Source organism: Nocardia sp. BMG111209 (genome assembly GCF_000381925.1).
In the GTDB taxonomy this organism is placed as follows: Bacteria; Actinomycetota; Actinomycetes; order Mycobacteriales; family Mycobacteriaceae; genus Nocardia.
In genome coordinates, this window is sequence record NZ_KB907307.1 from 910663 (window position 1) to 930594 (window position 19932).

14 protein-coding genes are annotated in these 19932 nt (G+C 71.6%); 9 read left to right on the forward strand and 5 right to left on the reverse strand.

The features are described from left to right. Positions 1-216 precede the first annotated feature (216 nt). Together G361_RS0104090 and recD are read left to right on the forward strand one after the other, a co-directional pair. Positions 217-3510: a UvrD-helicase domain-containing protein gene (locus G361_RS0104090; RefSeq protein WP_026342671.1), complete on the forward strand. Its 3294-nt coding sequence runs from the start codon at positions 217-219 to the stop codon at positions 3508-3510. Then, entirely contained in the window at positions 3507-5390 is a 1884-nt protein-coding gene (recD, locus tag G361_RS0104095; RefSeq protein ID WP_019925780.1) for an exodeoxyribonuclease V subunit alpha, read from the forward strand. Before G361_RS0104090 ends, recD begins: the two co-directional genes overlap by 4 nt. Here the strand turns inward: recD and G361_RS0104100 are convergent. After that, positions 5379-6077 (reverse strand): TetR/AcrR family transcriptional regulator, encoded by a 699-nt coding sequence (locus G361_RS0104100; RefSeq protein WP_155981292.1) that lies wholly within the window; start codon positions 6075-6077, stop codon positions 5379-5381. The two genes, recD and G361_RS0104100, sit on opposite strands and share 12 nt — an antisense overlap. A gap of 131 nt (positions 6078-6208) precedes the next feature. Between G361_RS0104100 and G361_RS0104105 the strand changes: the two genes are divergently transcribed. From G361_RS0104105 to G361_RS42275, 6 genes are all read left to right on the forward strand, one after another. Then, a complete protein-coding gene (locus tag G361_RS0104105) occupies positions 6209-7777 on the forward strand; it encodes a succinic semialdehyde dehydrogenase (protein ID WP_019925782.1) in 1569 nt (522 codons plus the stop codon). 26 nt (positions 7778-7803) lie between these two features. Continuing rightward, positions 7804-8631, forward strand: a complete 828-nt coding sequence (locus G361_RS0104110) for an SDR family NAD(P)-dependent oxidoreductase (RefSeq protein ID WP_026342672.1) — start codon at positions 7804-7806, stop codon at positions 8629-8631. Between the two features lie 84 nt (positions 8632-8715). Then, positions 8716-9885, forward strand: a complete 1170-nt coding sequence (locus G361_RS0104115; RefSeq protein WP_026342673.1) for an SPFH domain-containing protein — start codon at positions 8716-8718, stop codon at positions 9883-9885. A gap of 1896 nt (positions 9886-11781) precedes the next feature. Beyond that, positions 11782-13173: a hypothetical protein gene (locus tag G361_RS0104120; protein WP_196814410.1), complete on the forward strand. Its 1392-nt coding sequence runs from the start codon at positions 11782-11784 to the stop codon at positions 13171-13173. A gap of 3 nt (positions 13174-13176) precedes the next feature. Continuing rightward, on the forward strand, positions 13177-13683 hold the full coding sequence (locus G361_RS46640; protein ID WP_019925786.1) for a hypothetical protein: 507 nt from the start codon (positions 13177-13179) through the stop codon (positions 13681-13683). A gap of 223 nt (positions 13684-13906) precedes the next feature. Next, positions 13907-15094 carry a spirocyclase AveC family protein gene (locus G361_RS42275; protein WP_019925787.1) on the forward strand — a complete coding sequence of 396 codons (1188 nt, stop codon included), beginning with the start codon at positions 13907-13909 and terminating at the stop codon, positions 15092-15094. Between the two features lie 67 nt (positions 15095-15161). Here G361_RS42275 and G361_RS0104135 read toward each other — a convergent pair whose 3' ends face one another. Both G361_RS0104135 and G361_RS0104140 read right to left on the reverse strand, forming a co-directional pair. Then, on the reverse strand, positions 15162-15974 hold the full coding sequence (locus tag G361_RS0104135) for a putative protein N(5)-glutamine methyltransferase (protein ID WP_019925788.1): 813 nt from the start codon (positions 15972-15974) through the stop codon (positions 15162-15164). A 31-nt stretch (positions 15975-16005) separates the two neighbouring features. After that, a complete protein-coding gene (locus G361_RS0104140; protein ID WP_019925789.1) occupies positions 16006-16887 on the reverse strand; it encodes a YdcF family protein in 882 nt (293 codons plus the stop codon). Between the two features lie 198 nt (positions 16888-17085). Here G361_RS0104140 and G361_RS0104145 point away from each other — a divergent pair, with 198 nt between their 5' ends. Next, entirely contained in the window at positions 17086-17958 is an 873-nt protein-coding gene (locus tag G361_RS0104145; RefSeq protein ID WP_019925790.1) for a bifunctional 5,10-methylenetetrahydrofolate dehydrogenase/5,10-methenyltetrahydrofolate cyclohydrolase, read from the forward strand. 102 nt (positions 17959-18060) lie between these two features. On the opposite strand, the gene G361_RS0104150 is transcribed toward G361_RS0104145, so the two are convergent. Next, the gene (locus tag G361_RS0104150; protein WP_019925791.1) at positions 18061-18984 is read right to left on the reverse strand and encodes a L,D-transpeptidase family protein; all 924 of its coding nucleotides are present in this window, start codon (positions 18982-18984) and stop codon (positions 18061-18063) included. A gap of 150 nt (positions 18985-19134) precedes the next feature. Continuing rightward, positions 19135-19794, reverse strand: coding sequence for a cyclodeaminase/cyclohydrolase family protein (locus G361_RS0104155; protein WP_081635287.1), 660 nt, complete (start codon positions 19792-19794; stop codon positions 19135-19137). Positions 19795-19932: the final 138 nt, after the last annotated feature.

The following is a 19932-nucleotide window of genomic DNA, read 5'->3' on the forward strand; positions in this document are numbered from 1 at the left end:
ACCCAGCACGCGCACCACCTCGAGGACCCGGCCCCCACCCCCGACCTCTTCACCCTCACCGGCCTGCTCCCTGCGCCGGCGGCGGACGGAACAGCCACGCCCCCGGAACAATTCGACGCGATCACCGGCGGGCCGTCCGAAACCGAGACGGCCGCAACGGTTGCCGAGACGGACTTTCCGCACGATCCGCAGGGGCCCACCGGTCGGTCGTTCGAGTTGTGCGGTGCGCTCCCGGCCGGGACGACCGTGCTGGAAGCCAGTGCGGGAACCGGGAAGACGTATGCGATCGTCGGGCTCGCGGTGCGGTTCGTGGCCGAGGCCGGGGTGGACGTCTCGCAGTTGCTGCTGGTCACCTTCAGTCGCGCGGCGACCCAGGAGTTGCGGGAGCGGACCCGGGATCGGTTCGTGGCGGTGGCGGCCGGACTGGCGGATCCGGCGGCCGCGCGCGACAGCGACGACGAGCTGATTCGCCATCTCGTACAAGCGGATCCGGCGGAGGTGCGGCGGCGGCGGGCCCGGGTCCTGGCGGCGCTGTCCGATTTCGACGCGGGCACCATCGCGACCACGCACAGCTTCTGTCAGCGCATGCTCGACGAACTCGGGCTGGCGGGGGAGCGGGATCCCGGGGCGCGGCTGGTCGACAACGTCGACGATCTGGTCGTGACCGTGGCCGACGACCTCTACCTGTCGCGGTACGCGCGCGGCGGCGCGCCGTTCCCGGTGAAGGAGGCGTACACGCTGGCGCGGGCCGCCGTGCAGGATCGGCACGCGCGGCTGGCGCCGGGCCCGGAGATCGGTGATCATCCGGCCGCGGACCGGGTCGGCTTCGCCGCCGCGGTGCGGACGGAAGTACAACGGCGCAAACAGCTCTCGGGGCTGCGCGACTTCGACGATCTGCTGGTGCTGCTGCACGAGGTGCTGTCCGATCCGGCGCACGGCGAGCGGGCCTGCCGCCGCATCCGGGACCGGTACCGGGTGGTGCTGGTCGACGAGTTCCAGGACACCGACCCGTTGCAGTGGGACATCCTGCGCCGCTGCTTCCACGGCCACGCGGCACTGGTCCTGGTCGGGGATCCGAAGCAGGCCATCTACGCCTTCCGCGGCGCGGAGGTGCTGAGCTATCTCGACGCGGTCGCGCACGCCGACGGCCGGCGCGAGCTCACCACCAACCGGCGCAGCGATGCCGGACTGCTGAGCGCGCTGGCCCACCTCATGGGCGGTGCGGCCCTGGGGCACAACGATATCGCGGTCCATCCGGTCTCGGCGGTGCGGCCGCGGACCCGGCTCGAGGGTGCGGCCACGGCCCCGCTGCGGGTGCGGTACTTCACCCGCGACGGCGCGGGCCCGAAGAACAAGTCCGGTTTCCCGGCGGTCGGCCGGCAGCGTTCCCGGGTGGCCGACGATCTGGCCGCGGATGTGGTGGCGCTGCTCGACTCCGGGGTCCGGCTCGGCGACCGGCCGGTCGGGCCGGGCGATATCGCCGTCCTGGTCCGTACCCGCGCGCAGATCGACCTGATCCGCGCCGCGCTCGACGAGGTGGGTGTGGCGTCGGTACTGACCGGCGGCGCAAGCGTTTTCGGCACCGAGGCCGCGACCGACTGGCTGTGGTTGCTGCGCGCCCTGGAACAGCCGCACCGCGGCGACCGGGTCCGGCTCGCGGCCGGCACCCCGCTGCTGGGGCTGACCGCGGCCGAGATCGACGCGGGCGGTGCGGATCTGGTGGGCCGGGTGTCCACCCAGCTCCGCGAGGGCGCGCGGCTGTTCGGCCGCGCCGGATTCGCCGCGGTCTTCGAGAAACTCGCGGCCGAGACCCGCCTCGCGCCCCGGCTGCTGGCGGTCGCGGGCGGGGAGCGGCAGCTCACCGACCTCCGGCACATCGCGCAACTGCTGGACCAGGCCGCGCTGCGGGAGTCGCTCGGGCTCACCGCGCTGACTCGCTGGCTGGCCGACCGGGTCCGCGATCCCGCCTCGGGCGCGGTGTCCGACCGCAGCCGCCGCCTCGACCGCGACGACGCGGCCGTGCAGATCGCCACCGTGCACGCCAGCAAGGGCCTGGAATTCCCCGTCGTCTACCTGCCGTTCGCCTGGGACAGCGCGAAGAATCCGAATCCGGTGACCCTGCTGTTCCACGAGGACGGCGACCGCGTGCTGGACGTCGGCGGCCCCGAGGCCCCCGGATACACCGAGCGCAAGAAGCGCGCCGAGGCCGAGGAGTCCGGCGAGGAGCTGCGCCTGCTCTACGTGGCGCTCACCCGGGCGCAATGCCAGGTGGTGGCGTGGTGGGCCCCCGCCTACGGCACGACCTTCGCCCCGCTGCACCGGATGATCTTCGGCCGCGGTCCCGGCACCCCCGAGGTCGCCGCCCGCGCCGAGGTGCCGCCGGATCAGGTGTGCGCCGAACAACTGCCGCAGTGGGCCGCCGATGCCGGTCCGGGCCTGATCGACGCGGAACGGGTCACGACGGTCGCGAAGGCGCGGCCGCGCTGGGAGCGAGCCGAAGCCGCGACCGGTGAGCTGGCCGCCGCCGTCTTCGACCGCGACATCGACCACGACTGGCGGCGCACCTCGTACTCCGCCCTCACCGCCGGTGCGCACGACACGCATGTGCCGCCGGACGAGGCGCCCGGCGTCTCCGACGAACCCGAGACCCCGGTGGACCTGGCCGGTACCCCCGAATCACCTTCCGCCGCAGCCTCTCTGATGAACGACCTGCCCTACGGCGCGGAATTCGGCGTCCTGGTCCACGGCGTCCTGGAACTGGTCGACACCGACGCCCCCGACCTCGCCGCCGAGGTCCGCCGCCGCAGCGCCGACGCCGTCACGGAACTGATGGCCGACATCGACATCGCCGCCCTGTCCACCGCCCTGCTCGCGGTCCTGCACACGCCGATGGGCGGGCCCTCGGCGAGCTCGCGGACCGGGACGCCGATGGGTTCGCTGGCGGCGGTCGCGTCCCGGGATCGCCTGAACGAGTTGGCCTTCGAGCTGCCGCTGGCCGGTGGCGAGAATCCGGCCGCCGAGTACGCGACCCTGCATCGGATCGCCGCCCTGCTGCGGCGGCATCTGCCCGCGGGCGATCCGTTCGAGAGCTATCCGGATCAGCTCGACGTGCTCGACGACACACCCCTGCGCGGCTATCTGACCGGCAGTATCGACGCGGTGCTGCGGTTGCCCGGCCCGCGTTTCGTGGTGGTCGACTACAAGACCAACCGGCTCGGCACCGGCGACCTGACCGTCGACCACTACACCCCGGACCGGATGGCCGTGGAGATGATGCGCTCCCACTATCCGTTGCAGGCGATCCTGTATTCGGTTGCGCTGCACCGGTATCTGCGCTGGCGGCTGCCCGGCTACCGGCCGGAGGAGCATCTCGGCGGCATCCGGTACCTGTTCGTGCGCGGCATGATCGGACCCGAAACCCCGCCCGGCTGCGGCGTTTCCGAATGGGATCCCCCCGCGGCACTGATCATCGAACTGTCGGAACTGCTCGCCGGCGAGGTACCGCGATGACGGCCATCCAGCTGGCGCAGCGCGCCACCGGCCTGCTGCGCGTCTTCAACACCGCCGGGGTGCTGTCGGCCGCCGATGTCCATGTCGCGCTGCGGCTGGGCCGGTTGGGCCGCGAGTCCGCCGAGCCGGTGCTGCTGGCCGCGGCGCTGGCGGTGCGCGCGGTGCGGTCGGGCTCGGTCTGCCTGGAGCTCGCGCGGATGCACGAGATCGGTATCGACGGTGAGGGTTTCGACGCCGGCGCCGATCCGGACGCGATCGATCCGGCCACCCTGCCCTGGCCCGCGGCCGACGCCGTGGTGGCGGCGCTGCGGATCAGTCCGCTGGTGTGCGGCAGCGACGCCGGTCCGCTGCGCCCGCTGCGGCTGGTCGACCACGAATCCGGCCCGCTGCTCTACCTGGACCGATACTTCCGGCAGGAGCAGACCATCCGGGCGGCGCTGACCGACCGGTCCGGCACCCATCCGCTGGTGGATCCGGAAACCGTTCGGCGGCAACTGGATCGGCTGTTCCCGGACAGCGCCGGGCCGGGCGATCCGCCGGACCGGCAGCGGGTGGCCGCCGCGCTGGCCGCGACGCACTGGACGACCGTCGTCGCCGGTGGTCCCGGCACCGGCAAGACCCACACCATCGCCCGCATCCTGGCGCTGCTGACCGCGCATCAGGCGGCGATCCCGGGCGCCCCCGCGCTGCGGATCGCCCTGGCCGCCCCGACCGGCAAGGCCGCCGCCCGGCTGCAGGAATCGGTGCGGGAGCAGGCCGAGGGCCTCGACCTGCCGGAGCTGACCGCCGCGACCCTGCACCGGCTGCTGGGCTGGCAGCGCGGCGGCGCCACCCGCTTCCGCCACCACGCGCACAACCGGCTGCCCTACGACGTGATCATCGTCGACGAGACCTCGATGGTGTCGCTGACCATGATGAGCTGCCTGCTGCCCGCGGTCCGCCCGGACGCCCGCCTGGTCCTCGTCGGTGACCCGGACCAGCTGGCCTCCGTCGACGCCGGCGCCGTACTCGCCGACCTCGTCGCCGGACCCGTTGCGGCGCAGCCGAATCCGGTCCTCGATCAGATCCTGGGCGACGACGCCGCCCCGGCCGCGCATCCGGATGCGCTGAGCCCGCGGGAGCGGGATCGGTTGCGCGGCGGTATCGTCCGGCTGACCCGGGGCCGCCGGTTCGGCGGCCGCATCGCCGAACTGGCGGTGGCCGTGCGCGCGGGCGCCGCCGACGACGCGCTGGCGCTGCTGGCCGCCGGTGGTGACGAGATCTCGCTGTGCGCACCGGATATCGTCACCGACGTGCGGGCCGACGTGGTCCGGGCCGCCCGCGAGGCCACCGCCGCCGCCGAACACGGCGATGCCGCAACGGCTCTCGCGGCGATGGAATCGCACCGCCTGCTGTGCGCGCACCGGCAGGGCCGCTTCGGCGTCGAACAATGGGACCGGCTGGCCGCGGGCTGGGTGGCCGCCGCCGGCCTCGGCGCGGAACACGGTGGCGGGCACTGGTTTCCGGGTCAGCCGTTGCTGGTCACCGCCAACGATCACGAGGCCCGCATCTACAACGGCGATACCGGGGTGATCGTCCGGGCCGCCGACGGCGGTCTGCGCGCGGCGCTGCAGCGCGGCAACGAGCCGTATCTCGTGCACCCCACCCAATTTCCGGGTGTGACCACGGTGTACGCCATGACGATCCATCGCAGTCAGGGCAGTCAGTACGGCACCGTCTCGGTGGTGCTGCCCGGTCCCGAGTCGACGCTGCTCACCCGGGAACTGTTGTACACGGCCATCACCCGGGCCCGCACCCACGTCCGGATCATCGGCACCGAGGAGGCGGTCCGCGCCGGTATCGGCCGCCGGGTGTTGCGCGCCAGCGGATTACGCGGCTGACGGATCGTCGCCCGGATCCGGCTCGAACAACCCGGGCAGGGTGAGGGCGAATTCGAGGTCGGCGCGGCTGCCGAGGGTGACCAGGACGCTGCGGATCATGGTGATCCGCGCGGCGGCCAGCGCGGCCGGATCCGGCGGCGCGGTCGACAGCCGGTACACCACGAATTCGCAGACCTGCAGGGCGGTGTCGAGCTCCAGCGGACCGGGCGGGCGGCGGCCCAGCGCCGCGAATTTGGCGCGGACCAGCCCCCGGATGTCGTCGAAGGCGTCCTCGCGGTATCCGGAGACCGGGGAGCCCGGATCGTGCAGTTCGGCGAAGACCGGCCGCAGCATCGGGCCGTGCCCCGCCGCCCATTCCAGATAGGCGTCGATGAGGGCGACACCCAGCTCGACCGGTTCGGTGGACTGCGCGAGCGCGTCCCGGATACCGCCGACCAGGCCGTCGTTGGAGGCGGCGAGCAGGACGTGCAGCGGCTGTTCGGCATTGCCGAAATAGCGGTAGAAGGTGGGCCGCGAGATACCGGCCCCCTCGATGATGCGGGCGACGTGCAGGCCGCGCGACCCGTGCTCGGTGAACACCGCGGCGGTGGCGGCGACGATGCGGGCGCGCACCTCGTCGGCCTGTTCCGCGGTCTGCGGCGGCCGGCCGCGCCGGGTGCCGGACGCGGTCACTGCATCGCTCGTCATGTCCGCAATCCTTTCAAACCGGGGTACGGGGTTGACAACGTCGCCGGGCCGCGTATTAATCTAACATCACTGTTAACGTAACATGCGTGTTCAGATAATTACTGCGCGCTGTCCGACCGAGAGGGCCGACCATGCCGACCGCCCCGCCGACCGTCGCCGCGGCGCTGCCGCCTCCGCTGGTGCGCCGCCTGCTCGCGCACGCCGTGGCCGGGGGCGCCGGCACGGTCCCGGTGTTCGCACCGGCCACCGGGCAGCCGATCGCCGACCTGCCGCAGTCCTCGGCCGCCGATCTCGACCGGGCCTTCGCGGTGGCCCGGCAGGCGCAGCGCGACTGGGTGGAAGTGCCGGTGCGGGAGCGGGTTTCGATCCTGCGCCGCTTCCACGACCTGGTGCTGTCCGAACAGGACACCGTGCTCGACCTGATCCAGCTGGAGAGCGGCAAGTCGCGGGTGCACGCCTTCGACGAGGTCGCCGACGTGGCCGTCAACGCCCGCTACTACGCCGCCCGCGCCGCGCGGCTGCTGGCGCCGCGCACCCCGCGCGGCGTGCTGCCGCTGCTCACCCGGGTCGAGGTGCACTACCGGCCGAAGGGCGTGGTGGCGGTCATCTCGCCGTGGAACTATCCGCTCGCGCTGGCCGCCTCCGACGCGCTGCCGGCTCTGGTGGCGGGCAACGCCGTGATCGCCCGCCCGGACAATCAGACCGCGCTGACCGCGCTGTGGGCCGTCGACGCCGCCCGGCGCGCGGGCCTGCCGGAGGGTCTGTGGCAGGCGGTCCTGGGCCGTGGCGCGGATATCGGCAGCGAGGTGATCGCCCGCGCCGACTACGTCGACTACACCGGATCCAGCGCTACCGGCCGCATCATCGCCCGGCAGGCCGGCGAGCGCCTCATCGGCTGCTCGCTCGAACTGGGCGGGAAGAATCCGATGCTGGTGCTGGCCGATGCCGATCCGCGCGCGGCCGCGCGGATCGCGGTGCGGGCCTGCTTCGCCTCCGCGGGCCAGTTGTGCGAATCGATCGAGCGGATCTACGTGCACGACAGCGGGTACGACCGGTTCGTCGCCGAATTCACCACGCGCACCGAGGCACTCACGCTCGGCTCGGCCCTCGACTATTCGTACGAGCTGGGTTCACTGACCTTCCGGCGGCAGCTGGACACGGTCACCGCGCACGTCGGCGACGCGGTCGCGAAGGGGGCGACCGTACTCGCCGGCGGGCGGGCCCGGCCGGAACTGAGCCCGTACTTCCACGAGCCCACCGTCCTCACCGGTGTCACGCCGGGGATGACGGTGTACCGGGAGGAGACCTTCGGCCCGGTGGTGTCGATCTACCGCGTGAGCAGCGACGACGAGGCCGTCGAACAGGCCAACGACACCGCCTACGGGCTCAACGCGAGCGTGTGCGGCCGCGACGTCGCGCACGCCCGCGCGGTCGCCGCGCGGGTGCGGGCCGGTTCGGTCAACGTGAACGAGGGTTACCTCGCCGCGTGGGGGAGTGTCGCCGCGCCCTCGGGCGGACTGGGCGATTCGGGCAGCGGCCGCCGGCACGGGCCGGAAGGCCTGCGGAAGTACGTCGACACCCAAACGGTCGCCACCCAGCGGGCGCTGCCGATCGCGCCGCTGCCGGGCATGTCGGAGGCGGTGTGGGCGAAGACCCTGACCCGGTACTTCGGCCTCATGAAAGCGCTGCGGCAGCAGTGAATTCGCGCAACGAACGGAGCGAGGGCATGGATACGGTGGCCGGGGCGACGGTGCTGATCACCGGCGCCGCACGGGGGTTGGGCAGATCGTTCGCGCAGCGCGCGGTGCGCGAGCGGGCCGCGCACGTGGTGCTGTGGGATATCGACGCGGCGGCCCTGGCCGACACCGCCGCCGAACTGACCGCGGCGGGCGTCAGCCGGATCCACCGATACGTCGTGGACCTGTCCGATCGGCAGGCGATCGCGGCGGCGGCCGACCGCGTGCACCGCGAAATCGGCACCGTCGACATTCTGGTCAACAATGCCGGTGTGGTGCACGGTAATCGGTACTTCTGGGAAACCGCGGACCGCACCGAGATCGAACGGACCATGGCGATCAATGCCCTCGCGCCGATGCATGTGGCACTGGAATTCCTGCCCGCGATGGTCGCCGGCGGCCGCCCGGCCCGGCTGCTCACCGTCGCCTCGTCGGCGGCCCTGGTGTCCAATCCGCGGATGAGCGTGTACGCCGCGTCGAAATGGGCGGCGCTGGGCTGGTCCGATTCGGTCCGGTTGGAACTGGAGCAGTCCGGCAACGGCCACGTCCGCGTCACGACGGTCTGCCCCACCTATGTCGACACCGGAATGTTCGCGGGCGCCAAGGGTTTCCTGTTCACCCCGGTCCTACGGCAGGAGGAGGTGACCGATACCGCGTGGCGGGAGATGAAGAGGGGCGCCCCGTTGGTGGTGCTGCCGTGGACCTCCCGGCTCAATCGGGCAATCTCCGGGCTGTTGCCGGTGAAGGTGCGCGACCGGTATCTGAACGCGGTCCGTGTCTACCACTCGATGGACGAATTCACCGGCCGTGCGGTGTAATCCTTCCGGGTATTAACGCGCCGCGCCGAACAGCCGATACGCTGAGCGGACGGGCGCGGCCCGATCGGAGGGAGACGAGGGACCATGGGCCTCAGGGACATGATTCGCGGCGAGTTCATCGATCTCATCGAATGGCTCGATGACGGTAACTCGACGCTGGCGTGGCGATTTCCGCGCTACGACAACGAGATCAAGAACGGCGCGCAGCTGATCGTGCGCGAGGGCCAGCAGGCCCTGTTCGTCTACCGGGGGCAGCTCGCCGACCGGTACGTACCCGGCCACTACACCCTCACCAGCGAGAACATGCCCATCATGTCGACGCTGCAGGGCTGGAAGTACGGCTTCAACAGCCCGTTCCGGTCGGAGGTGTACTACATCAACACCCGCCCGATGACCGACTTCCGCTGGGGGACACCGCAGCCGGTGACCGTCCGCGACCCCGACTTCCGGATGGTGCAGGTCCGTGCCAACGGCACCAGCACGGTGAAGGTGACCGATGCCGAGGTGTTCCTGCGCCAGGTGATCGGCACCGAGAGCGTCGTCGACACCGAGCAGATCGTGGACCTGTTGCGCCGCAACATCTCCCTGGCCTTCTCCGACATGGTGTTGCAGACCGGCCTGGGCGCCATCGATCTGCAGGGCCGCCAGGTCGAATTGTCCGACAAGCTGCGGGAATTCGTGGCGCAGCGGATGCAGCCGTTCGGCCTGGGCGTCGACCAGGTCACCATGATCATCTCGCTGCCGGAGGAGATCCAGCAGGCCATGACCCGCGGCGTCGCCCGCGGTGTCGAGGCCAGCGGCTTCCTGAGCAACGTCGATCTGAACCGCTACCAGCAGGCCCAGGCCGCCGACGCGATGCTCGCGGCCGCCGAGAACCCCAGCGGCGGTGGCGCGATGGGCGCCGCCATGCAGGCCGGTATGGGTGTCGTGCTGGGCGGCCAGATGGCCGGCGCCATGCAGGGCGGTTTCGCCCAGCCGCAACCGCAGCAACAGCAGCCGCAGCCCGGCTACGCCCCGCCGCCGCTACCCGGCCAGCAGGCGTTCCACATCGAGCTGAACGGTCAGGCCGCGGGCCCGTACCCGCAGGATCAACTGCGCCAGTTCGTGGCCTCGGGTCAGCTCACCCCGCAGACCAACGTGTGGACCACCGGCATGGCCGCATGGGCCGCCGCCCAGACGGTCCCGGCCCTGCAGCCGCTGTTCGCCGCGCCGCCCCCGCTGCCCGGCACCCCGCCGCCGCTGCCCCCGCAGTAGCAATTCGGTCGCCGCGCGCCGCGGCGACACCACCTGCGCGCCGGCGGCCGTGTGCCGGCGCGGCGACCCGGCACACATACACCGAGACTTTCGGGGCCATCCGTGAATCAGCAAGACCACCCCAACCCCGCCGCGCCGCCACCCGGCGACAACGCCGACCCGGGCGCCCACACCGCCCGCCCACCCGCACCCGAAACGGTGAAATACGGTGCCGCCCACCAGGACACCGCCCCACCCGCACCGGACCGCCCCACCTTCCCGACCCCCGGCGACCTGTCCCAGGGCCCACCCACCCCACCCCCTTTCCCACCCGGCCCCGGCGGCAACCGCCCCCCACAGCCCCCGGGCCCCCCGCCGTATTCGAACCCGGCCGCACCTGCGCCGAACCACCCCGGTCAGTACCCGCCGGGTCCCGGCGGTAACCGCCCTCCGCTCTCTCCGGGCGCCCCGCCGCCTTCGAATCCGGGTGCCCCCGCGCCGAATCACCCCGGTCAGTACCCGCCGGGTCCCGGTGGTTACCGCGCTCCGTTGCCTCCGGGTGCCCCGCCGCCTTCGAACCCGGCTGCCCCCGGGCCGAACCACCCTGGTCAGTACCCGCCGCCCAGTGCCGTTCCGCCTCGTCCGTTCGGCGCGGGACCTGTTCCGCCCCAGTCCTTCCCGGGCGGCAACCCGGGTTACCCGCCACCGCCGCACGGTGCACCGGGGATGCCGTACCCGCCCCAGGGCGGCCCTGTTCCGCCCCGCCCGTTTTCCGGTGGCCCCGGTTACCCGCCTCCGCCGGGCGGCCCCGGCATGGTGCCGCCACCACACCCCGGCGGTCCCGCCCCGTCCCAGTACCGGCCCGGCGCGGGTCCCGTTCCGCCCCAGCCCTTTCCGGGCGGCTACCCCAACCAGCCGCCGCCAGGACCTCCCGGCGCACCCCCGCATCCGGGCTACGCCGCGCCGCCGCAGTATCGCCCCGGCGCGGGACCTGTTCCGCCCCAGCCCTTCCCGGGTGGGAACCCTGGCTACCCGCCACCCCCGCCCGGCAGCGCCGGGCCGGGCATGATGCCGCCACCCCCATCCGGTGGAGCCGGACCGAATGCGATGCAGCCGCCGGGGCCTGCCGGCGCTGGACCGGGTTCGGTGCCGCCCCTACCGGGTGGCGCTGGACCGGGTGCGGTGCCGCCGTCCCCGCTGGGTGGTACTGGCTCGGATTCGGCGTCACTGCCTGGTAGCGCTGGGTCGGGATCCGTGCCGCCGCCACTCCTCGGTGGTGCTGGGTCGGGTTCTGTGCCGCCGCCGCTGCCTGGTGGCGTTGGGCCGGATTCGGCGTCGTCGACCTCGCCGGGTGGCGCTGGGTCGGACTCGACGCCTCCGCCGCTGCCCACTGGTGCTGGACAGGGTTCGGTGCCCCCGCCGCTGCCCGGTAGTGCAGGGCTGGGTTCTGCGCCTGCATCCGAGAGCACCCGCTCGGGATCCGTGCCGCCATCCGCACCCGGTAGCGCTGCACCGAGTTCCTCGCTCTCGCTCGGCAATGTCGAGTCGGGTTCGGCACTGCCGCTGCCTGGTCGTGCTGAGCGGGGATCGCCACTGCCGCAAGGTAGTTCGAACTCCGAGCCGCCGCCGCTGCCGGGTAATGCCGGGTCGGGATCGGTCCCGCCTCCGCTGCCCGGTGGTGGCCAGGCGCCGCCGCCGCTGCCCGGTGGTGCCGGTGCCGTGCCGCCGCCGCTGCCCGGTCGTGCTGTGTCGGGATCGCCACTGCCACAAGGTAGTTCGAACTCCGAGCCGCCGCCGCTGCCGGGTAATGCCGGGTCGGGATCGCTCCCGCCCCCGCTGCCCGGTGGTGGGCAGGGGCCGCCGCCGCTTCCCGGTGGTGCCGGTGCGGTCCCGCCTCCGCTGCCCGGTGGTGGGCAGATGCCGCCGCCGCTGCCCGGTGGTGGCGGGCAGCTGCCGCCTCCGTTGCCGGGTGGTGGAGTCGGTGTGGCGCAGCAGGTTCCGGGTGGGATGGTTCCGCCGCCGCTGCCGGGGTCCGGGGGCGCGATGATGCCGCCGGTGTTCGGGGGTGTCGGTGTGGCGATCGGCGTGCCCGTGCCGGTGAACGAGCCGGAGCCCGAGGCGCCGGTGGAGTCGGCGCCGGCGCGGCCGGATCGGGCCATGTTGCACAGCACCGAGGCCACGCGGACCTATCCGTGTTCGGCGTGCGGTGGGCAGTTGATCTTCGACATCGACAGTCAGAAGTTGCGGTGCCCGAGTTGCGGTAACTACAACGAGATCACCGCGCCGCGGGAACCCGTGGTGGCCCGGGATCTACACGAGGCGATGGTGGAGCTGCGGGAGTCGCAGGCCACCACCGAGGGGCCGCAGGTCACCGGCGAGCGCGAGGTGAAGTGTCAGAGTTGCGGTGGCACAACCACATTCGTCGGCAGCCTCACCGCGACCCGATGCCCCTACTGCGCCACGCCGATTCAGCGCGACGATGTGCACGATGCGCCCGCGCGGCTGCCCGTGGACGGTGTCGTCCCGTTCCGGGTGAACGAGAAGTATGCGCGGGAGCTGGTCGAGAAGTGGGTGGCGAAGCGGTGGTTCGCGCCGTCGGCGTTCAAGAAGTACCGGCGGCTGGGGTCGCTGGCCAGCGTCTACCACGCGTATTTCACCTACGACGCGGACACCTACAGCTGGTACACCGGTGAACGCGGTGTCGACTATGTCGTCGAATATCGCGACAGTGACGGCGATCTGCAGACCGAGACCCGCACCGAGTGGTATCCGGTGTCCGGTGAGCTGGGCAACCAGTTCGCCGACATGCCGGCCCTGGCCAACGAGGATCTCGACCACGGCAAGGTGAAGGCGCTGGAGCCGTGGCCGATCCACGAGGCGACCGGTTATTCGCCGGAATATCTCGCGGGCCATCTGGCCCGCACCTACGACCGGGACGCCGAGGAGACGTTCCCGGAGGTGAAGGCCGAGATGGAGGGAATGATCGAGAGTTCCGTCCGCTCGCAGATCGGCGGCGACCGCCAGCGCATCCATTCGCTCCAGTCCAACTGGAACGCGCTGGCGTACAAGCACATTCTGCTGCCGATCTGGCTGCTGACGGTGGTGTACTCGAATCAGCCGTTCCGCGTGTACATCAACGGCCTGACCGGTGAGGTGCAGGGACAGCGGCCGTGGAGCAAGGTGAAGATCGCGGTCGCGATCGTCGTCGCGGTGCTCGTCGTGGTGCTGGTGCTCGTGGTGTATGCGAAACTGCACGCACACGGCGGCCACCACGTCAGCCATCCGGTTCGTCCGACCACCAGGCGGTAATCCATGATCTTCCTGCTGATCCTGCTCGCACTGGTGGTGATCGTCGGCGGTGTGATCGCGATCCTGGCGGTGGTCACCGCCGGCCAGCGGCGCGCGATGGCCGACGAGAACGAGGTGATCCCGGGCACTCCCACCCGGGCGCCGGCCTCGTGGGCCCGGTCGCACGATACGGAGGCCAAACTGCATCGCCGCCTGCGCGACGCCATGTCGGCCCTGCACGCCGTCGCCGCCTACGACACGGCGGCGAGCCTGTCGATGCGCTCGGGCCTGGAACAGTCGGCACTGGCGGTGGACCATCACCTGGTCGCGGTGGCCGCCCTGCCGCGGCCGCACCGCGAGTGTCAGCTCCCGGAGGTCACCCGCGCGGTGGAGACGATCGAGGCCGGTGTCGCCGACTACACCACGGCCACAACCAAACCCGATCTCAGCGCCCTCGAGGCGGACCTGAGCGCCGTCCAGTCCCGCCTGGACGCGGTCACCCAGATCCGCCGCACCCTCGACGCGAACTGAACCGCGGGCGCACCGGTATCCCCGGTGCGCCTGCGGGTTTCGAATCGAACACCGCTCACCGAATCCCGGACTGCCAGGCAGTGCCGGGTATTCGGCTGCGTCCCCTGCGTAAGGCATCGTGAGATTCTCGGAAACCTGTATGCCATCCAGATACCAACAAGTATCTTGAGGGGGATTCGGTCGCCGATGCGGGTGCGGACCGGCGGAGTAGGAGGGCGGCGTCATGAGCGACCTGTCGGAACAGCAGGAAGCCGGCCGGTCCGCGACCGGCACGGTTGCCGCGCCGGCCGGACCGGATGATTCGGCGGTCCGGCCGGTCAGGGTGTGGGCGGTCATCGGCGGTGTGCTGCTGGCGTTCCAGCTGTACGTCTGGATCCGCTGGCTGACCGGCCCGTATTTCCACTCGGCGCCCTCGGGGCCGGACGATCCGCCGCTGTACATGAAGGTGCCGCTGGTGGCGAACGCGGTCCTCGCCTGGATCGGACTGCCGTTCGCCGTGTGGTGGTTCATCATCCGGCCGTGGCGGCGTGAGCGGCGGATCACGCTCGACGGCATGATCATGGTGTCGCTGGGCCTGATGTTCTTCCAGGACCCGCTGCTCAACTATCTGAACACCTGGTGCACCTACAACACGTGGATGCCGAACCGGGGTTCGTGGTCGTCGAACATCCCCGGGTGGGTGTCGCCGGAAGTGCCGGGCCATCAGGTCGTGGAACCGCTGCTGACCAATGTGCCTGGCTACTCGTTCGGCAATCTGCTGTTCGTCATGGTCGGCTGCGCGGTGATGCGCGCGGTCAAATCACGCCGGCCCGGTCTGAGCAATGCCCGATTGATCGGTGTGATCTTCGTTTTCAATTTCCTGATCGACTTCGTGCTGGAGGGCCTGATCTATCTGCCGACCGGGTTCTACATCTATCCCGGGGCCATCCGCGCGCTGTCGGTGAACGCCGGCACCTATTACCAGTGGCCGGTCTACGAGGGCGTGATGTGGGGCGGGGTGCTCACGGCGCTGTGCTGTCTGCGCTATTTCACCGACGACCGGGGCCGCACCATCGCCGAACGCGGCCTCGACCACGTCCGGGGCGGATTCGCCAAGGTGCAGGCGACGCGCTTCCTGGCGATCTTCGCCGCGGTGAGCGCCTGCTTCTTCTGCTGCTACAACCTTCCCGCGCAATGGTTCGCGATGCATGCCGATCCGTGGCCGGCCGATGTCCGGCAGCGGTCCTATTTCACCGGCGGCATCTGCGGCGACGGAACCGATCAACCCTGTCCCGATCCGATTCTGCCGATGCCCACGAAACGCTCCGGCCATATCGATACCGACGGCCGGCTGGTCCTGCCCGCCGGGGCGGAACTGCCGAGAACGGTTCCCACGGCACCGCAATCCGGCCGGGATCCGGGAAGTCGGTGAGTACGAGGGCAATTCACCGTCCCGCCGATTACCGTCCCGCCGATTCCGGAACGCCGTCCGCTCCGGCTCAGGGCCGCACGCCGCACACGACGGTCGCCCCGAGTTCCTCGGACTCCAGCACATTCGGCGTAAGTCCGTGACCCGCAAAGATTTCCACCGCGACCGCGGCCTGCTCCTCGCCGGTCTCGACGAAGACACCTCCGCCGGGCGCCAGCCAGTCGCCCGCCGCGGCGGCCACCCGGCGGATCACGTCCAGCCCGTCGGCGCCGCCGTCGAGCGCGGTGCGGGGCTCGTGGTCGCGGGCCTCCGGCGGCATGTGCGCGATCGCCTCCGTCGGCACATAGGGCGTGTTGGCCAGCAACAGCTCGACCCGCCCGGCGAGCCCGGCCGGTAGCGGTGCGAACAGGTCGCCGCAGCACACCTCCGCACCGAACGGGGCGAGATTGGTGCGCGCGCAGGCCGCCGCGGCCGGTTCGAGATCGGTGGCGGTGAGCGCCACGCCGATGCCCGCGGCCCGCAGTTCGGTACCCACCGCGAGCCCGAGAGCGCCACAGCCGCAACACATGTCGAGCACCACACAGTCGCGCGGCGACCCGGTGCGCCGGTGCGCGAGGGCCAGCGCGACGGCCTGCTCGACCAGATATCCGGTGCGCTGGCGCGGCACGAACACCCCCGGCGTCACCGCGACCCGCAACCCGCGGAACTCCGTCCAGCCCAGCAGATGTTCCAGTGGCTGCCCGGAAACCCGTTGCGCCACAATCGATTCCAACTCATCGGCGGAGGCGGCCGCCGCGGTCAGCAGGGCCGCCTCCTCCTCGGCGAAGACACAGCCCGCCGCGCGCAGCCGCGCGACGAGCAGCTGTGGATCCGTTGCTGTCACCCGCCCATTGTCGACGGGCGTGACCGGTGGCCTACCGGCCGGGGGGCAACATCATGACCCGGCTGGCATCGATGTAGATGCCGCGCTGGGCCGGCCGGGGCGGGGGCATCAGCTGGTTCACCCACTGATCGGTCGAGGTCATCGCCCCGACCACGTGCATACCGGCGGTGATGAAATCGGCCACCGCGCGGCGGATGTGGTTGGGGGAGGTCACCAGCACCGCGTTGTCGGCCCCGGCGCCGTGCAGCAACTGGGTGCTGAACAGCGCGTTCTGCACCGTCGATCCGGCGCGGTCCTCGACCAGCACCCGCTCGGCGGGCAGGCCGTGGCCGATCAACCAGCCGGCCATGGCCGCGGCCTCCGGGACGCCGTTCTGCGGATTACCGCCCGTCACCACGACCGGCGCCCAGGGTGCGGCGATCGCCTGCAACCAGGCCGCCTCCAGCCGGTCCACGAGTTCGTCGCGCAGACTGCCGTCGGGGAGCAGCCCGTAGCCGAGCACCACGATTCCGGTGCGGTCGCCGACCAGCGCCGGCAGCGGCATCGGCACGGTCGCGACCGCGGCGACGACGGCGCCGAGCATATTGCGCGTCCCCGCGGCGGTGCCGGGATCGACGGCGTCGAGCCGGTGCAGGGCGACCTCGCGGGTGATCATGTCGCCGGTGTAGTCGGACCAGATCGCCTGCAGGGCCAGCGCCTGCGCGTCGTCGGGCGATTCGTCGAGCAGCCGGCGTAGATCGTCGAGGCCGGCGCCGTCCTGGCCGTTCATGAAGTGGGATTGCGCGGAGTTGTAGAGATCCGCCGGGTCCGCGGCGGCGACCGCGGTGCCGAATACGGCCGGGCCGGTCGCCGCGAGGGCGAGGGTGGCGAAGGTCATCGCGGCCAGATTCTTGACGCGCGTTGCGAGAGTCACAGGTCGACCTCTTTCTGACGAATGGGTCACGCCATGTGTTGCTGTCGGTTGTCTGCCGGACCGACCGAACCACGATACGGCCCAGATACCGGGCCGTCCGGCATTCCGCCACGGAGATTCACTGCAAACTTGCACTCGATGCGCACATCCGGTGCGCTGCGCGCGGACCGCGGGGCCGCGCCCGATAGGGTTTCGGACGTGGACACGACTTCGCTATCCGGTAAGGAACTCGCCGCCGCCGTCAACGCCGATACCAAGGAGCGCGCCGCCGCCCTCGCCGCGCGGGGCGCCGCGCCGCGGCTGGCGCTGGTGGTGGCCAACGACGACCCGGCCAGCGGCTGGTATGTGAAATCGCTGGAGCGCGCCGCCGCGCGGCTCGGAATCGAAAGCACCACAACGAATCTCAGCGTCACCGCGAGCGCCGAGGAGATCAAGGCGGCGCTGCGCGCGCTCGGCGCCGACCCCGCGGTCGACGCGGTCATGTTGCAGACCCCGCTGCCGCCCGGGGTGACCCTGGCCGCGGTGAGCTCCGAGATCCCCGCGGTCAAGGACGTCGACGGGGTGAGCCCACTGTCGCTGGGCCTGCTGGCCACCGGCCTGCCCGGTTTCCCGCCGGCGACCGCGGAGGCGGTGGTGGAACTGGCGAAGTTCCACGACATTCCGCTCGCCGGAAGGCATGTCGCGGTCGTGGGCCGCTCCAACGTGGTGGGCAAGCCGCTGGCGCAGTTGTTGCTGGCCGAGAACGCGACCGTGACCGTCTGTCACTCCCGCACCACCGACCTGCCGGCGGTGACCTCCGCCGCCGATGTCGTGGTGGCCGCGGTCGGCCGGGCCGGCCTGATCACGGGCGCGCACGTGCGCGAGGGTGCGGTCGTCATCGACGTCGGCACCAACGAGGGCCCCGACGGCAGCATCGTCGGCGATGTCGACGCGGATTCGGTGCGCGGCCGGGCCGCGGCGCTGAGCCCGGTGCCCGGCGGGGTCGGCCCGGTCACCACCGCGCTGCTGATGCGGCACGTGGCCGAGGCCGCCGAGCACGCCCGGCACGACAAGGCGAACGGCCGGGGCTGATCGAACCGGCGGCCCGGGGTCGATCATGCGAACGGTTCGAGGCCGACCACGCGAAAAGCCCGGCGGCCGTAGGGCATCCGGGCCTTGCGTGGTGCGCCGCACTCACCAGTGCGAGCTCACTACATCGCCGACGTTGACGTTGTCGTAGTACCACGCGGCATCGTCGGGGGCGAGGTTGATGCAGCCGTGGCTGACGTTCTGGTTGCCCTGCTCGTCCACCGACCACGGCGCCGAGTGGACGAAGACGCCGTCCCAGGTCAACCGCACGGCGTATTCACCGGTGATCAGGTAGCCGTCCGGGTCGTCGAGCGGGATGCCGATGGTCCGGGAGTCGAATTGTATGGTGCGGAACTTCTCCAGCACCGGGAAGATCCCGTCCGGCGTCTCCCGGCCCGGCCGCCCCATCGAGGCGGGCATCACCCGCGGCGGTTCGCCCGGCAGATTCACCGTGAAGGTGTGTGCGGACATGTTCGCGTCGGCGCTGATCCCGCCGTCGGTCGCGAACTGGGTGTGCGTGGTGCCCGCGTCGACGGTGATCCGGCTGGCGATCGGTAGCCCGCCACGCGGATTCCAGACCACCTCGCGATCGCTGTTCCAGCTGAACGTGCCGTTCAGGGTGTCGACCGCGGTCAGGGTGTCGACCGCGGTGGCGCCGGTGGCGGTCACGGCGACGGATCGCTGCGCCCGGCCCCGATCACCGACCGGCTCGGCGAACCGGATCGTCACCGGCGCGGCGACGCCGACGGTACTGCCGGCGGCGGGTGACACCGAGGCCACGCGATCCACCGCCGACGATGCGGCGGACGCCGGATTCAGCGGCGACGCCGCCGACGCCGGCGTCACGAGCGACGCGACCGGCACCCGGGTCGCCGCCGCCGGGACCACCGCCGGCCTCGCATAGACCACCGGCAGGTTCGCCACGGCGGTCGCCGACGGTGCGGCGGCCGCAGTCGCGTTGCCGGGCAAGATGATTGCGAACGCTGTGATCGCGGTCGCCAGGAACAGATTCCGCATCGTGTCCGGCATGGCTTCCACTCCTCCGAGGGGCTTGATTATCAGACGCTCAATTTAAAGTCCGATGATCGTGCCGCGTCCCTCGTCAGGTGCTGTTCGTGACCGAAATGCCGCTTTCGCAAGCACTTTCGTCGCAATCGGCGATGCGGGGATGCCCTCCGGTTACCGCGTCGTAACCGCGGTGACGACATCGGTGTGCAGCGCATCGGCGCGCGCGACGATTTCCTCGATCGTCCGCAACGCTCCGGCGAACTCGGCGCCCTCACCGTCGGCCAGCGAGGCCACATTGATCGCGATGTTGAGTTGCGAGCTGGTCGCTGCGGCGCGGGCCGCGTCGGCCGCGGCGCCGATATCGGTGATCACGTTCGGGTTGCCGATGGGGAGCAGATCGGCGGCGAGGCTGAGTACCTCGTCGGCCTCGGCGACGACCGCGGCGGGTACCCGCGCGGCCTCGAGCAGCGCGGCGGTCACGGCGGCGGTGCGGGCGGCGGCCTGCTCGTCGGTGTCCTTCGGCAGTTTGTAGGCCGCGCCGACCGCGGTGAAGGCGGCGGCATCGGCGTCGGCCAGCGCCAGCGACCTGGTCCGGGCGGCGTCGGCGGCGGCGATGATGCGGTCGACGACCTCGCGATGCGCGACATCCTTGGCCCGGGTGGTGTACCGGGCGACCATCGCGACCAGCGCGGCGCCCTGCGCGGCGTGCAGGGCGGCGACCGCGCCGCCGCCGGGTGCGGGGATCTTGGCCGCGAGATCGTCCAGATAGCCACCCACCGACGCTCCCGCGAATGTCGAAATCGACTGCGGCGACGTGGTTTCGGTAGACATGGACGGCCCTCCTGGACGAACGGTCGGTGCGCACCGGATGATGCGCGTCCGAGCACTACGGTACCGGGTGCCGGGCGGCTGCCCGCGACCACCCGAACCGGGCGCGCGGGCGCGACTCGAGGTTCACCTCGAGTGCGC

Coding starts and splice junctions, on each gene's coding strand:
- recD (WP_019925780.1), top strand. CDS start 3,507: ATGACGGCCATCCAGCTGGCGCAGCGCGCCACCGGCCTGCTGCGCGTC.
- G361_RS0104100 (WP_155981292.1), bottom strand. CDS start 6,077: ATGACGAGCGATGCAGTGACCGCGTCCGGCACCCGGCGCGGCCGGCCG.
- G361_RS0104105 (WP_019925782.1), top strand. CDS start 6,209: ATGCCGACCGCCCCGCCGACCGTCGCCGCGGCGCTGCCGCCTCCGCTG.
- G361_RS0104110 (WP_026342672.1), top strand. CDS start 7,804: ATGGATACGGTGGCCGGGGCGACGGTGCTGATCACCGGCGCCGCACGG.
- G361_RS0104115 (WP_026342673.1), top strand. CDS start 8,716: ATGGGCCTCAGGGACATGATTCGCGGCGAGTTCATCGATCTCATCGAA.
- G361_RS0104120 (WP_196814410.1), top strand. CDS start 11,782: ATGCCGCCGCCGCTGCCCGGTGGTGGCGGGCAGCTGCCGCCTCCGTTG.
- G361_RS46640 (WP_019925786.1), top strand. CDS start 13,177: ATGATCTTCCTGCTGATCCTGCTCGCACTGGTGGTGATCGTCGGCGGT.
- G361_RS42275 (WP_019925787.1), top strand. CDS start 13,907: ATGAGCGACCTGTCGGAACAGCAGGAAGCCGGCCGGTCCGCGACCGGC.
- G361_RS0104150 (WP_019925791.1), bottom strand. CDS start 18,984: ATGCCGGACACGATGCGGAATCTGTTCCTGGCGACCGCGATCACAGCG.
- G361_RS0104155 (WP_081635287.1), bottom strand. CDS start 19,794: ATGTCTACCGAAACCACGTCGCCGCAGTCGATTTCGACATTCGCGGGA.